Origin of the sequence: Streptomyces sp. NPDC050416 (genome assembly GCF_044458845.1) — a bacterium.
Lineage (GTDB): Bacteria > Actinomycetota > Actinomycetes > Streptomycetales > Streptomycetaceae > Streptomyces.
The window spans coordinates 337,317-352,068 of the sequence record NZ_JBITII010000011.1 but is presented as its reverse complement, the minus strand read 5'-3'; the positions used below and the strand labels follow the sequence as shown (position 1 = coordinate 352,068).

At 70.9% G+C, this 14,752-nt stretch carries 11 protein-coding genes and 2 pseudogenes; 11 read left to right on the top strand and 2 right to left on the bottom strand.

What is annotated here, in order from left to right:
- From ACIBL4_RS31320 to ACIBL4_RS31300, 5 genes and pseudogenes are all read left to right on the top strand, one after another.
- On the top strand, positions 1 to 723 hold a 723-nt coding region (locus ACIBL4_RS31320), incomplete at its 5' end, for an aldehyde dehydrogenase family protein (protein WP_399415142.1).
- Positions 724 to 853: 130 nt separating this feature from the next.
- On the top strand, positions 854 to 1,330 hold the full coding sequence (locus tag ACIBL4_RS31315) for an Lrp/AsnC family transcriptional regulator (protein WP_399415141.1): 477 nt from the start codon (positions 854 to 856) through the stop codon (positions 1,328 to 1,330).
- Between the two features lie 43 nt (positions 1,331 to 1,373).
- Positions 1,374 to 2,069: pseudogene (locus tag ACIBL4_RS31310) on the top strand (HAD family hydrolase).
- Positions 2,070 to 2,197: 128 nt separating this feature from the next.
- Entirely contained in the window at positions 2,198 to 5,029 is a 2,832-nt protein-coding gene (locus ACIBL4_RS31305) for a beta-L-arabinofuranosidase domain-containing protein (protein ID WP_399415140.1), read from the top strand.
- A gap of 141 nt (positions 5,030 to 5,170) precedes the next feature.
- Positions 5,171 to 5,935 carry a DUF4142 domain-containing protein gene (locus tag ACIBL4_RS31300; RefSeq protein WP_399415139.1) on the top strand — a complete coding sequence of 255 codons (765 nt, stop codon included), beginning with the start codon at positions 5,171 to 5,173 and terminating at the stop codon, positions 5,933 to 5,935.
- 45 nt (positions 5,936 to 5,980) lie between these two features.
- On the opposite strand, the gene ACIBL4_RS31295 is transcribed toward ACIBL4_RS31300, so the two are convergent.
- Entirely contained in the window at positions 5,981 to 6,769 is a 789-nt protein-coding gene (locus tag ACIBL4_RS31295) for a LysR family transcriptional regulator substrate-binding protein (protein ID WP_399415138.1), read from the bottom strand.
- A 791-nt stretch (positions 6,770 to 7,560) separates the two neighbouring features.
- On the opposite strand from ACIBL4_RS31295, the gene ACIBL4_RS31290 reads away from it, so the two are divergent.
- The 6 genes from ACIBL4_RS31290 (at position 7,561) to ACIBL4_RS31265 (ending at position 13,526) form a co-directional block, all read left to right on the top strand.
- Complete coding sequence (locus ACIBL4_RS31290; protein ID WP_399415137.1) at positions 7,561 to 7,953, top strand: DUF5997 family protein; 393 nt, start codon at positions 7,561 to 7,563, stop codon at positions 7,951 to 7,953.
- Between the two features lie 221 nt (positions 7,954 to 8,174).
- Complete coding sequence (locus ACIBL4_RS31285) at positions 8,175 to 9,494, top strand: ABC transporter substrate-binding protein (RefSeq protein WP_399415136.1); 1,320 nt, start codon at positions 8,175 to 8,177, stop codon at positions 9,492 to 9,494.
- Positions 9,491 to 10,402, top strand: a complete 912-nt coding sequence (locus ACIBL4_RS31280) for a carbohydrate ABC transporter permease (protein WP_399415135.1) — start codon at positions 9,491 to 9,493, stop codon at positions 10,400 to 10,402. The genes ACIBL4_RS31285 and ACIBL4_RS31280 overlap by 4 nt, the downstream gene beginning before the upstream one ends.
- Complete coding sequence (locus ACIBL4_RS31275) at positions 10,399 to 11,343, top strand: carbohydrate ABC transporter permease (protein ID WP_399415134.1); 945 nt, start codon at positions 10,399 to 10,401, stop codon at positions 11,341 to 11,343. The genes ACIBL4_RS31280 and ACIBL4_RS31275 overlap by 4 nt, the downstream gene beginning before the upstream one ends.
- Before the next feature lie 27 nt (positions 11,344 to 11,370).
- Positions 11,371 to 12,279, top strand: a complete 909-nt coding sequence (locus ACIBL4_RS31270) for a 5-dehydro-4-deoxyglucarate dehydratase (RefSeq protein ID WP_399415133.1) — start codon at positions 11,371 to 11,373, stop codon at positions 12,277 to 12,279.
- On the top strand, positions 12,276 to 13,526 hold the full coding sequence (locus tag ACIBL4_RS31265; protein WP_399415132.1) for a glucarate dehydratase family protein: 1,251 nt from the start codon (positions 12,276 to 12,278) through the stop codon (positions 13,524 to 13,526). The genes ACIBL4_RS31270 and ACIBL4_RS31265 overlap by 4 nt, the downstream gene beginning before the upstream one ends.
- 262 nt (positions 13,527 to 13,788) lie before the next feature.
- Here the strand turns inward: ACIBL4_RS31265 and ACIBL4_RS31260 are convergent.
- Positions 13,789 to 14,533: pseudogene (locus ACIBL4_RS31260) on the bottom strand (peptidoglycan-binding protein); the annotation flags it as partial.
- Positions 14,534 to 14,752: the final 219 nt, after the last annotated feature.

Sequence of the window (14,752 nt, the reverse complement as noted above, 5' to 3'; positions counted from 1 at the left end):
CAGTGCGCCGACACCGTCATCCGCACCTCCATGGAACTGGGCGGCAACGCCCCCCTCATCGTCTTCGACGACGCCGACCTCGACGTCGCCGTCGAAGGCACCATGGTCGCCAAGATGCGCAACATGGGCGAGTCCTGCTGCGCCGCCAACCGCATCTACGTCCACACCTGCGTCGCCGAGGAGTTCGCCACCCGTCTCGCCGCCCGCATGGCCGCCCTGAAGGTCGGCGACGGCACCGAACCCGGCACCGACGTCGGACCCCTCATCGACCAGGCCGGCCGCAGCAAGGCCCACGACGTGGTGCGCGACGCCGTCAAGCGCGGCGCCACCGTCCTCACCGGCGGCGAACTGCCCGAAGGCCCCGGCTACTTCTACCCGCCCACCGTCCTGACCGGCATCTCCCCCGACGCCGCCATCAACGACACCGAGGTCTTCGGCCCCGTCGCCGCCCTCCTCACCTTCGAGACCGAGGACGAGGCCGTCACCGCCGCCAACAACACCGAATTCGGCCTGGCCGCCTACCTGTTCACCCAGAACCTCGACCGCGCCCTGCGCGTCGCCGAACGCCTCGAAAGCGGCATGATCGGCCTCAACACCGGCCTCGTCTCCAACCCCGCCGCCCCCTTCGGCGGCGTCAAGCAGTCCGGCCTCGGCCGCGAAGGCGGACGCGTCGGCATCGGCGAGTTCCTCGAGTACAAGTACATCGCCGTCCCCGTGGCATAGCGACGCTACGGTCGCCCGAGGCCGCACCGGCGCCACTGGCTCAACAGCCTCCTTCTAGACTGGTCCATTGGTACAGCCGGAGCCGCCGCGGAGCGGCCGTGGCAGGGCCGGCGGACGAGGAGGGCGTGGCATGGCCGTGGACGAGCTCGACACCCGCATCCTGCGGCTGCTGCTGGAGCAGCCGCGCACGAGCGTGCGCGAGTACGCCCGGATCCTCGGTGTCGCCCGGGGCACGGTGCAGGCCCGGCTCGACCGTCTGGAGCGCGACGGCGTGATCACCGGTACGGCACCGGCCCTCTCCCCCGCCGCGCTCGGGCATCCGGTGCTCGCGTTCGTGCACATCGAGGTCACCCAGGGCCATCTCGACGAGGTGGGCGACGCACTGGCGGCGGTCCCCGAGATCGTCGAGGCGTTCTCCATCACGGGCGGCGGGGATCTGCTCACTCGGGTCGTGGCGCGGGACAACGCGCATCTGGAGGACGTCGTCCAGAAGCTGATCAGCCTGCCCGGGGTCGTGCGTACCCGCACCGAGATCGCGCTGCGCGAGCGCGTCCCCCACCGGCTGCTGCCACTGGTGGAGTCGATCGGTCGCGCGGTCCGGTCCTGACCACCGGCGGTCTGCGGATCATGGTCTTTGACATGCTGGAACCATGAGCAAGCTCGGCGGCATATCAGTCATCTTCGATCTCGACGGAACGCTCGTGGACAGCGAGCCGAACTACTACGAGGCGGGCCGGCAGACCCTCGCCGAGCACGGCGTCACCGACTTCGGCTGGACGGACCACGAGCGGTACGTCGGCATCAGCACGCAGGAAACGGTCGCGGACTAGATCGGGCGGTACGGCCTGCGGGCCTCCGTGGAAGAGCTGTTCACCGCCAAGAACCGCCGCTATCTGGAACTGGCGCGCGGGTCCACGCGCGCGTACCCCGAAATGCGCACGTTCGTCGAGCTGCTGGCGGCCGAAGGCGTGCCGATGGCCGTGGCCTCGGGGTCCGCGCCCGAGGCCATCGAGGCGGTCCTGGCGGGCACGGGCCTGGACGCCCATCTGCGGACGGTCGTCTCGGCGGACGAGGTCGCGCACGGCAAGCCGGCCCCCGACGTCTTCCTGGAGGCGGCCCGCCGTCTCGGGGCGGACCCGGCGGACTGCGTGGTGCTGGAGGACGCCGCCCCGGGCGCCGCCGCCGCGCACGCGGCGGGGATGCGGTGCATCGCGATCCCATACGTCCCGGCGCAGGCGGACGCGCCGGAGTTCGCCACCGCGGGTCTGCTCCTGCGGGGCGGCCAGGAGGAGTTCACGGCACGAGCCGCATACGACTGGCTCCTGGACTCGGCCGGCCTTTCCTGAACTTCACCCCTCCCGCCCCGTTGACGCTCCCCCGTCCCGTCCCTAGGGTCTGGTCGACTATCCGCACAGTGTTCGACATATCGACCATGCCGAGTGCGGTGGACCCGTGGACCCGTGGAGGAGCACACATGGCACGGCCCCTCTCCAGAAGGACCCTTCTTCAGGCAGCGGCGATCGCCGCTGCCGCGCCCGCGCTCTCCGAGACGACGGCCGGGCGGGCCACGGCGGCTCCCGCGGCCGCGGCCGTCGCGGCGGCAGCCATGGACGTCCCGTCCGCCTGGACCGTCCGGCCCTTCGGCCTGGAGGACGTCGGTCTCGGCCGGGGCCTCTTCGCCGACAAGCGGCAGCTGATGCTGGACCACGCCCGCGGCTACGACGTGAACCGGCTACTCCAGGTGTTCCGTGCCAACGCCGGTCTCTCCACCGGCGGCGCGGTCGCCCCCGGTGGCTGGGAGGGGCTGGACGGTGAGGCCAACGGCAACCTGCGGGGGCACTACACCGGCCACTTCCTGACCATGCTGGCGCAGGCGTACCGCGGCACGAAGGAACCGGTGTTCGCCGACCGGATCGGCACCATGGTCGGGGCCCTGACCGAGGTGCGCGCGGCGCTGCGCCGGGACCCGGCGGTGCTGAGCGTCCCCGGCAAGTTCGGGACCGGCGCGGACCAGGTGCGGGGCTCCTACCAGTACGTGGATCTGCCGGCGGCCGTGCTCGGCGGGGCTTCGGCGATCACCCTCTCCGTCTGGGTGCGTCCCACGCACGACGCCGACTGGGCCCGCGTCTGCGACTTCGGCGACGACACCACCCGTTACCTGTATCTGGCCGCCCGCAACCAGGCCGGGGTGCCGCGCTTCGCCATCACCACGTCGGGCGCCGGCGGCGAGCAGGCCCTGAACGGCACGGCCGCGCTGCCACTGAACCAGTGGAGCCACCTTGCGGTGACGATCGCGGGCGGCACCGGCACGCTCTACGTCAACGGCACCGCCGTCGCGCGGAACACCGCGATGAGCCTCACCCCGGCGGCCCTCGGCACGCTGAAGAACAACTGGCTGGGCCGCTCGAACTACTCCGCCGACCCGGTCTTCGCGGGCGCCTACGAGGAGTTCAACGTCTTCTCGCGGGCACTGACCGCCGCCGAGATCACCGAGCTGCAGAGCCGCCGGGCCGCCGACGCCTCGACGGGCCGGGGCGATCTGGCGTCGTACGCCTTCGACGAGAGCGCGGGCGGGACGTTCGCGGACGCCTCCGGCCGGGGCCTGACCGCCACCGTGCGCCGCACCTGGGGCGGGCCCAGCCACCCCGGGTTCCTCGCGGCGTACCCGGAGACGCAGTTCATCGACCTGGAGTCGAGGACCAGCTCCGACTACACCAAGGTGTGGGCGCCGTACTACACCGCGCACAAGATCCTCAGGGGGCTGCTCGACGCGTACACCGCCACGGACGACGACCGGGCCCTCGACCTCGCGTCCGGCATGTGCGACTGGATGCACTCCCGGCTGTCCAAGCTGCCCGAGTCCACGCTGCAGCGCATGTGGGGGATCTTCTCCAGCGGCGAGTTCGGCGGCATCGTCGAGGCGATCTGCGACCTGCACACGATCACCGGCAAGGCCGAACACCTCGCGCTGGCCAAGCTGTTCGACCTGGACCGGCTGATCGACGCGTGCGCGGCGAACACCGACATCCTCGACGGGCTGCACGCCAACCAGCACATCCCGATCTTCACCGGCTATGTGCGGCTGCACGACGAGACGGGCGAGGAGCGCTATCTGACGGCGGCGAAGAACTTCTGGGACATGGTGGTACCGCACCGCATGTACGGCATCGGCGGTACCAGCACCGGGGAGTTCTGGAAGGCCCGGGACGTGATCGCGGGCACCATCGGCGGGGCCACCGCCGAGACGTGCTGCGCGTACAACATGCTCAAGCTGAGCCGGGCCCTGTTCTTCCACGAGCAGGACCCGAAGTACATGGACTACTACGAGCGGGCCCTGTACAACCAGGTGCTCGGCTCGAAGCAGGACAAGCCGGACGCGGAGAAGCCGCTCGTCACATACTTCATCGGGCTGACGCCCGGTCATGTCCGGGACTACACGCCCAAGCAGGGCACGACCTGCTGCGAGGGCACCGGCATGGAGAGCGCCACGAAGTACCAGGACTCGGTGTACTTCGCGAAGGCCGACGGCAGCGCCCTGTACGTCAACCTGTACAGCCCGTCCACGCTGACGTGGGCCGAGAAGGGCGTCACGGTCACGCAGACCACCGGGTATCCGCAGGAGCAGGGCAGCACGCTGGCCTTCGGGGGCCGCCGGGCCTCCTTCACGCTGCGGCTGCGGGTGCCGTCGTGGGCGACGGCCGGGTTCCGGGTGACCGTCAACGGGCGTGCGGTGTCCGGGACTCCGAAGCCCGGGAGCTACTTCGACGTGTCCCGGACCTGGCGGGCCGGCGACACCGTCCGCATCGCCATGCCGTTCCGGACGCGGGTGGAGAAGGCCCTGGACGACCCGTCCCTGCAGACCCTGTTCCACGGCCCGGTCAACCTGGTCGCCCGCGACGCCGCCACGGAGTACCTGAAGGTCGGGCTGTACCGCGATGCCGGGCTGTCGGGCGATCTGTCGCACTCCCTCACGCCGGTTGCGGGCAAGCCGCTGCACTTCACGCTGGACCGGACCGAGTGGGCGCCGTTCTTCGAGGGCACGGAGGATCCGACGCACGCCTACTTCCGGCGCTCGGAGCCGAAGGTCGTCTTCGGCGGCCGGGACTCGGGCGTCGCCAACCCTGCGAAGCCGGACGGCACCACGCTGCTGGACGAGGTCTGGGCGGAGGCGCCGTTCCGGAACAAGGGGGCGCTGGTGGCACGGGTGCGGTCCACGGTGGACGCGTGGGTGACGGCCGGGCTGCTGAGCAGGGCGGACGGCGACAAGGTGGTGAGCACGGCCGGCGCGGCCTCGTACCGGCCCTGAGCCTTTCCGGCCGGGTCCGGTGCCGTAACGCCTCAGCACCGGGCCCGGCCGGTTCACGAAATTTTTTGCGGCAGCGGTGATTGTTTCGCCGCCGGCATACGTACCTCCTGGCGTTGGGCCGTTCATATCCCAGGAGGCACGATGCGCATCTCGCGCAGCACGGCAGGAACCGCGTTCGTGAGCGGTGCGTTGATCCTTACGCTCACCGCGCTCGCCTACCCGAGCATGCTGGGCATAGAAAACGCGGCTTCCGGTCAGGACCGCATCATCGCCAACACTCAGTGGGGTCCGCTGACCGAGGCGGATCGCGACTTCGTGGTCCGCGTGCGCGCGGCCGGTCTGTGGGAGTACCCGCTGGGGCAACTGGCGCTCCAACGGGGGACGACTCCGGCGATGAAGGAAGCCGGCGAGCATCTGCTCGTTGGTCACGGCCGGCTCGACGCGACTTGCCGCAAGATCTCCACGGACCTGGGCATCACCCTGCCCAACGAGGCGTCTCCGCAGCAGCAGCAGTTCGTGGCGACGGCGGAAGGCAGCACGGGCAAGGAGTTCGACTCCACCGCGGTGACCATCATGCGTGTCGCGCACGGGGGCATCTTCCCGACGGTCGCCAAGATCCGGGCCACCACCCGGAACAGCCTCGTGCGGATGCTCGCCGACCAGACCAACGACACCGTGCTCGACCACATCTCGGTCCTGGAGAAGACCGGTCTGGTCAACCACGAGCAGGTCAGCTTCCAGATCACAGCCCCGGCGAAGCTGCCCCAGGACCAGACGACGCCGCCGCCTCCGCAGGCGGGTGCGCCGGTCCGCGTGCTGCCGGTCCCCGAAGACCTCAAGGACCTGCAGACGGTCGCTCCCAATCCGTCCTACGGGGCACCCTCCCCCTCCCCGTCGGCCGGGTGAGCCGACAGGGGGCGGGAGGCCTTTCACCGGCGGCGAACCCCGCGACTACGAACGGCGGCGGGGTTTGCCGTTCCTGCCGCCCTTGGGGCCGCCGCGTCCGCTCCGGCCGCCCGACTGCCCGCTCTTGCCGGCGCGCTTCGCATCCGCCGACTTTCCGGGCACCGGCTGTCGCCGGGCGCCGCCCCGGCCGGCGCCCGTGGGCTTGTCCTGCGCCGGGGGCTGCGTGCGGCCCCGGGTGCTGTTGACCGTGCGGCCGCGGACGATGCCGATGAAGTCGTCCACCTCGTCCGTGGTCGCGTGCTCGGGCCAGGCCAGGGCGACGCTCGACTCGGGGGCGTCCTTGAGGGGGCGGTGCGTGAGGTCCTTGCGGTGGTGGAGGCGGGCGAGCGACAGGGGGACGACGAGCACGCCGATCCCCGCCGCGACCAGTTCGACGGCGTCGGCCGTCGTGGCGGGGCGTTCGAAGGCGGGCCGCCCGGGGAGGTTCTCCCAGTCGAGGACGTCGTCGAGGGGGTGCAGCACGATGTCGTCGGACAGGTCTTCCGGGGACACTTCGTCGACGGCCGTGACCAGGTGGTCCTGAGGCACCACGACGACCGTCTGCTCGGTGTAGAGGGGGATCGCGCTGAGGACGGTCCGGTCGACGGGGAGGCGCACGAGGCCCGCGTCGGCGTCCCCGTCCAGCAGCCGCCCGGTCGCCGCTCCGGCGGGCACCTGCGTCAGGGCCAGCGGGACGTCGGGGTGCCGCTCGTTCCAGACGCGCACCCACTTGTCGGGCATCACCCCGGGGACGTACACGAGCCGGAACGACGATGATTCTTCCGAGCCTGTCACCCGGCCAGGTTACCGGCCGGGGCGAGCAGCCGTGGTCAGCGGCCGGAGTCGACAGCCGGGGCGAGCGGCCGAGGCCTACGGCCGGGGCGAGCGGCCGGAGTCGACGGCGGGGGCGAGCAACCGTGGTCAGCGGCTGTGGCGAGCGGCCGTAGTCGACGGCCAGGGCGAGCGGCCGGAGTCAGCGGCCGGAGTCACCAGCCGGGGCGAGCGGCCGAGGCCTACGGCCGGGGCGAGCGGGCGGAGTCGACGGCGGGGGCGAGCAACCGTGGTCAGCGGCTGTGGCGAGCGGCCGTAGTCGACGGCCAGGACGAGCGGCCGGGGCGAACGGCAAGAGTCGACGGCCAGGGCGAGCGGCCGTAGTCGACGGCTGTGGCGAGCGGGCGGAGTCGACGGCGGGGGCGAGCGGGCGGAGTCGACGGCGGGGGCGAGCAACCGTGGTCAGCGGCTGTGACGAGCGGCCGTAGTCGACGGCCAGGGCGAGCGGCCGGGCGAGCGGCCGGAGTCACCAGCCGGGGCGAGCGGCCGAGGCCTACGGCCGGGGCGAGCGGGCGGAGTCGACGGCGGGGCAGTGGATCAGGTGATTCACGCCACGGCCGGCACCGTGCCATGCTGTCTGATCACTCGGGCGAGCAACCGTAGTCAGCGGCTGTGGCGAGCGGCCGTGGTCGACGGCCAGGGCGAGGGGCCGGGCGAGCGGCCGGAGCGAGGGGCCGGAGTCAGCGGCAGGAGTCAGCGGCCGTAGGCACCGGCCGTGGTCAGCGGTCGTGCACGCGCTCGATACGCTGGACGGCATGACGTCGCACCAGAGCACCCAGACCATGAAGCCCGCGACCGCGGCGAAGAAGCTGGCTGTGTACCTCGAGGCCACACCCGCCGAGTTCCGGGAGGGTGCCGTCTCGCGCGCCGAGCTGAACGAGCTGCAGGCGAACCCGCCGCAGTGGCTTCAGGACCTGCGGAGCAACGGCCCGCACCCCCGCCCGGTGGTCGCGGCGAAGCTCGGCGTCTCCATCGCGGGTCTCGCCCGGGGCGGTGTCACCGAGGCCCTCACCACCGAACAGATCGAGACGCTGAAGCAGCAGAGCCCCGAGTGGCTGCAGCGGGAGCGCGCCACCCAGGCGGAGGTCCGCAAGGAGGCGGCCCGTCTCAAGGAGAAGAACGCCGAGCGCGCCGAGCAGCGCGGCTGATCTCGAACCTTCTCTCACACGGCCCCAACCGGTCCATCCGGTTGGGGCCGCTGTCGTTCTCGGGGCCCGCGCACGGCGTCGTGTGACCTCGTGTGGCCTTGTGTGACCTCGGTGAAATATTTCAGCCATGTATTGACGTGGTGATGAAACGATCCTAGCTTGGCCGATCATTTAGATTCGTGAAGTTGGTTCACGGATATGAACGAGCAACGGAGCCGTCCATGCGGGATCGCCGACGCCTGGCTGCCGCGCTCGCCGTCTCGGGTCTCCTGTTCGGAACGGCCGCCTGCGGCTCCGGTTCCGGCAGCGCCCGGGCCGGCGATCCGAACACGCTGGAGGTGTGGACCCGGAGCGATCCGGACTCCGCGCAGACCTACAAGAGGGTGTTCGCCGCCTTCACCAAGAAGACCGGCATCAAGATCGACTATCAGCCGGTCATGAACTTCGACCAGCAGTTGCAGAGCCGGGCGTCCACCAAGGACCTGCCGGACGTCATGATCAACGACACGGCCCTGATGGGCAGTTACCAGGCCCAGGGCCTGCTCAAGCCAATCACCCCGACCTCGATCGCGGGACACGACGAGATCACCGCCAAGTCCTGGTCGTCGACCGTGGGCCGCGACGGCAGGCACTACGGCATCCCCTACTCCCGCCAGGCCATGACGCTGTTCGTCCGCAAGGACTGGCGCGAGAAGCTCGGCCTGCCGCAGCCGAAGACCTGGCAGGACACGCTCGCCCTCGCCAAGGCCTTCGCCACCCGCGACCCCGACGGGGACGGCAAGAAGGACACATACGGCATGGTCGTGCCCGGCAGCGCGCAGAACGGCTATGTCGCCTGGTGGGGCGCCAGCTGGCTGTGGCAGGGCGGCGTGCGGATCATCGAGAAGGACGGCACCGGCTACCGGCCCGCCATGGACTCGGCGGCCGCCCTGCGCACCGTCACCTGGATGAAGGACAACCTCTTCTGCGGTGACAACGGTGTCATCCAGCCCAGCGCCCTCACCTCCGTCACCGCGAACACCACCAACTTCCAGGACGGCAACGCCGGGATGTACCTCACCGGGCCGTACAACATCTCCACGTTCGACAAGGCGCTCGGCAAGGCCACGTACGAGGTGCTGCCCGCGCCGTCGGGCCCGGCCGGCAACAACGACGTGCTCGCCGACGGCGAGAACGTCTACTTCGGCGCGAAGACCGGGAAGGCCAGGCTGGAACAGACGCTCGCGGCCTTCCTGATCTCCCCCGAGGGCCAGACGCTCGCCATGACCGGCGACCACCAGCCCGTCGTGCGCATCCCCGTCAACTCCACGCTGGATGCGGCCAAGGTGCGCGACGACCCGCGCTGGAGCGTGGTGCAGAAGGCCTACGAGACGGCCTCCGTCCAGTTCCCCAACGCGCCCGACTTCGCCCCGGTCAAGCAGGACACCGCCGACGCGCTCAACGCGATCTTCACGTACTGCGGCAGCGACGTCCGCTCCGGCCTGAAGGAACTCAACGACACCCTCGCCGGTGACCTCAAGGACCAGGACCTGTTGAAATGACCGCGACCGTGACGACACCCGGGCCGCGCAGAGCCCGGTTCCTCAGCAAGAAGGCCGTACTGCCCTGGCTGTTCCTCGCGCCGGGTCTGCTGCTCGCCCTGGTCTTCAAGTTCCTCCCCATGGGCAAGGGCGTCTGGCTCAGCTTCTTCGACGTGCGGCCCTTCCTCGGTGACCGGTGGGTCGGCCTCGACAACTACACGCGGGTCCTGACCGACCACCGTTTCCAGGACGCGATCGGCCACACACTGGTCCTGGGCATCGGCATGTCCCTCGGCGGCATCATCGCCGGCGTCCTCCTGGCGCTGCTGCTCGAAGGCCAGGCGCGCTCGCTGCGGATCATCCGGACCGCCGTCTTCCTGCCCGTCGTCACCGCCACCGCGGTGGTCGGCGAGATGTGGCGGCTGATGTACTACCCGACCTCCGACGGCCTGATCAACAGCGGTCTCGGACTGTTCGGTCTGGGGCCCGTGCCCTACCTCGACAACCCCGATACGGCGCTGTGGGCGACGATGGCGATGGGCATCTGGATGCTCGCCCCGTACAACATGGTGATCATCCTCGCCGGACTGGCGGGCGTGGACCGCTCGCTGTACGAGGCCGCCGCGATGGACGGGGTGTCGCTGTGGCAGCGGCTGCGGCACATCACCCTGCCCGCGATCCGCCCGGCCCTGGGCATCGTCCTCACCCTCGCCGCCATCCGCGGACTGCGCGTCTTCACCGAGGTGTACGTCCTCACGGGCGGCGGTCCGGCCGGGTCGACCGACGTCTGGATGACCCGCGCCTACACCCTCGGCTTCTCCCGCAACGACATCGGCGGCGCCTCGGCCGCCTCCGTGCTCCTGCTCTGCGTGACGCTGCTGCTCACCGTCACGGTCAACTACTTCCGCAAGAGGGGAGACGTGAGATGAGCGCGCCCGCCATCGACCCCGTCCGGACCCCGGTGACCGCCTCACCCGCGGGGACGTCCGCCGGCAAGCAGCGCACCACCCCCGCCCGTTTCGACACCGCCCTCGGCTGGAGCGACCGGCCGGGCCTCGCCTGGGCGCTGCGCGTCCTGCTCTGCGTACTCGCCCTGGGCGTCTTCGCGGCGCCGTTCGTGACGGTCTTCTCCGGTTCGTTCAGCGAGAAGGCCAGTGGTTCGACCCTGTCGTTCCTCCCCCACCACCCGAGCCTGCTCAACTTCGAGGTGGCGGGCGAGCGCGGCATCTGGGACTACTTCGGCAACTCCCTGGTCATCGCGGGCGGCGGACTGCTGCTCCAGCTCGTCGTCTGCACACTCGCCGCCTACGCCCTGGCCCGGCACAAGTTCCGCGGGCAGGCGCTGATCCTGACCCTGTTCATGCTGACGATGATGCTCCCCGAGGAGGTCATCGCCATCCCGCTGTCCCTGGTCCTCGGCCATGTGCCCGTGGTCGGCCTCGATCTGAAGGGCACCGTCTGGGGAGTCATCCTGCCGCTCGGCGCCTGGGGCTTCTCGGTGATGGTGCTCACCGAGTTCATGAAGGACATCCCCGACGAGATCGAGGAGGCCGCCCGCATCGACGGCGTGGGCGAACTGCGGATGCTGTGGCAGGTCATCCTGCCGCTGTGCAAGCCCGCGCTCGGCGTGGCCGGGGTGCTCGGCTTCATCATGATCTGGGACCAGTACCTGCTGCCCCTGATCGCCGCCAAGAACCCCACCGACTACACGGTCACCGTCGCCCTGTCCATCCTGCGCACCGACCCCGAGGTCGGCTCCGGGGTGGTGCTGGCCGGTGCGGTCATCGCCCTGATCCCCAGCCTGATCGTCTATCTGCTCCTCCAGCGCTCGCTGGTCACCGGCATCGCCGCCGGTGCCACCAAGGGCTGACCACCCACCCCCACATATGAGGGAGACATGAAGTTCCACGGAGTGCTGTTCTTCCCGGTCACGCCGTTCGCGGCGGACGGCTCACTGGACGAGGAACGGCTCGCCCAGCACATCGAGTCGGGTGTCGCCGCGGGCGCGGGAGGCGTGTTCGTCGCATGCGGCACCGGCGAGTTCCACGCCCTGTCGGCCGAGGAGATCGAGCGGGCCACCCGGGTCGCGGTGCGGACCACGGCCGGGCGTGTCCCGGTCTTCGCCGCCGCCGGCGGTCCTGTGCCGGTCGCCCGGGACCAGGCCGCCCGGGTCGAGCGCGCCGGTGCCGACGGCATCCTGCTGCTGCCGCCCTACCTGGTCGGCGCCCCGCAGCAGGGCCTGGTGCGCTACGTCCGGGAGGTCACCGCGGCCACCGGACTGCCCGTCGTCTTCTACCAGCGCGGCACCGCCCGGCTCACCGAGGACACGGCCGCCGAGATCGCCGCCCTGCCCGGGGTCGTCGGACTCAAGGACGGCATCGGGGACATCGAGCGGATGCACCGCGTCATCCGCGCGGTGCGTGCCGTGCCGGGCGCGGAGGACTTCCAGTTCTTCAACGGCCTGCCCACCGCCGAGATGACCGCGCCCGCCTACCGGGGCATCGGCGTCGAGCTGTACTCCTCGGCGGTGTTCGCCTTCGCCCCGGAGATCGCCCTGGCCTTCCACCGGGCCCTGGCCGAGGGCGACGAGGCGCTGGTCTCGCGGCTCCTCGACGAGTTCTACGGCCCGCTGGTCGCCCTGCGCGACGAGGTCCCCGGATACGCCGTATCGCTCGTCAAGGCCGGAGTGACGCTGAGCGGCCTGGACGTCGGCGGCGTACGGGCTCCGCTGCTGGATCCGGCACCGGAGCACCTCGCCCGGCTGTCCAAACTCATCGACCGTGGTCTTGAGGTGGTCGGCGCATGAGCCGGACGCGCATCCGGGAGCTGATCGTCACCCCGATCGCCTTCGGGGACCCGCCGCTGCTCAACTCCAACGGCGTGCACGAGCCGCTCGCGCTGCGGATCATCCTCCAACTCGTGCTGGGGGACGGCACGGTGGGGCTCGGCGAATCCCCGGGCGGCACGGCCCGGCTGGAGCGGCTGCAGGCCGCGGCGAAGGTGGTGGCCGGCATGGACGTCTTCGACACCACCGCCGTCGCCGCCGCGATCGACGCGGCCCTGCTGCCGACCGTGCCCAGCTCCCACGAGCGCGGCTGGACCACCTCGGCGGTGGAGGTGGCCTGTCTCGACGCGCAGGGCAAGCTGCTCGGCCGTCCGGTCAGCGATCTGCTGGGCGGCAGGGTGCGCGACTCGGTGCCGTTCGCGGCGTACCTGTTCTACAAGTGGGCCGAGCACCCCGCGCTCGACGGCCGTGCGGCCATCGCCGACGACTGGGGCGAGGCCCTCGACCCGGCCGGGATCGTGGAGCAGGCCCGGCTGATGCAGGAGCGGTACGGCTTCAGGTCGTTCAAGCTCAAGGGCGGTGTGTTCCCGCCCGACGAGGAGATCGCCGCGATCCGGGCGCTGGCCGAGGCCTTCCCCGGGCAACCGCTGCGGCTGGACCCGAACGTGGCGTGGACGGTGGAGACGTCCACGTACGTCGCCCGTGAACTCGACGGCGTACTGGAGTACTTGGAGGACCCGACCAGGGGCATCGAGGGCATGGCCGAGGTGGCGAAGGACTCCCCCATGCCGCTCGCGACCAACATGTGCGTGATCGCCTGGGAGCATCTGAAGCCGGCCGTCGAGCAGAACGCGATCCAGGTGCTGCTCACCGACCACCACTACTGGGGCGGGCTGCGCCGCACCCGGGAACTGGCCGCCGTGTGCGAGGCGTTCGGGCTCGCCCTGTCGATGCACTCCAACTCGCACCTGGGCATCAGCCTCGCCGCGATGACCCATGTCGCCGCGGCCATCCCCAACCTCGACCACTCCTGCGACACGCACTACCCGTGGAACTCGGCGGACGACGTGATCGTGCCGGGCGTGCTGGAGCTGCGCGACGGGGAGGTCAGGGTCCCGACCGGGCCGGGGCTGGGCGTCGAGCTCGACCACGACAAGCTGGAGCAGCTGCACCGGCGGTACGTCGACTCCGGGATGCGCGGCAGGGACGACACCGGCTACATGCGGCGGATCCAGCCGGAGTACGAGCTGCGGCTCCCCCGCTGGTGACCGGGTGCGCCCCTCCACGTGGAGGGGCGCACCCGGTCGCTAGGGGGTGTCCGTAAAGTCCCGCCGTCCGCCCGGAGGGCGGGCCCGGCGGCGTCCGGTGCGTGCTCTGGGGGGAGTGCCGGGCGGACGCCCGCGTACTGGTTGTACACGGGTGGTCGCCCGGCGCGGCAAGTGGGGGCACCTCCCACGCCCTTAAGGCAGTGGGGGAGCGTGCCGGGCGTCGCCGGGCAGGCGGGACTTTGCGGACACCCCCTAGGCACTTCGGCACCTTCAACCGGTCCCAGGTGAGCTTGCCGGGATGGCGTCGGCGTCCTTGCCGGAGAAGCCCTGCTTCTGCTGCCAGAGCGCGTGGGACCGGCGGTCGGCCTCGCTCCAGTCGGGGCTCGGTCCCTCCTCGTAGCGGCTGCACCCCTCGGCGACCAGGCGGCGGCCCATCGCCGTGATGACCGGTGAGTGCTGGCCGCGTGGAAGAACGCGGCGCCCGGAAACGGCTCGTAGGCCGGCTTGGGGGCGGGGGCAGGCTTGCTGCCGCCTCCGGCGCCCTTGAGCCGGCCGCGTATGCGCTTGCGCATGCTGTCCATCGTGAAACCGCGCGGGGCGACCTTGCCCGGCTGCCACTCCTTGTGGCCGATGACGGAGCGCTCGGACCAGCCGTGGTGACGGCAGATCGCCGCCGACACCTTCTCGATGGCCTCCTTCTGCACCTCGGGCCAAGGCTCCTTGCCGTTGCCGAGGTTGATGCACTCGAAACCGTAGAAGTGCCGATTGCCCGTCGGTGTCGGCCTCGTTGTCGGCCGGCAGCTTCGACTCGTTGATCACCGCGCGCAGGACGTCGCCGTCACCGGGGCCGGCGTGGTTGGCGCGGCCGTTGCCGACCAGGTGCACGTGGCCCTTTTGTCGATGACGCCGTGGCACAGCGGGCCGGGCAGGCTGGAGTAGCCGTCGTAGCAGATGTCGACGGAGGCGGCGGTTCCGGAGGTGACGGTGTGGTGGATCATCACGCCGTTCTCGATGGCCGGTTTCAGCGGGGCGGCATGGACGCGCACGGAGTTGATCGATGCCTTACGGGATCCACCTGCGGGTGCCCCCTTTCGACCGGGACATGCCCGGCCGAAACGCCAGACCGCGCCACCCCTTCCAGCGCGTAGAAAAATCTACGAGCATGGCCCGTGCCGGACCGGCATGCGGCGCCCGAGGCTCCGCGGGTCACCGGCCCGTGTCCAGCG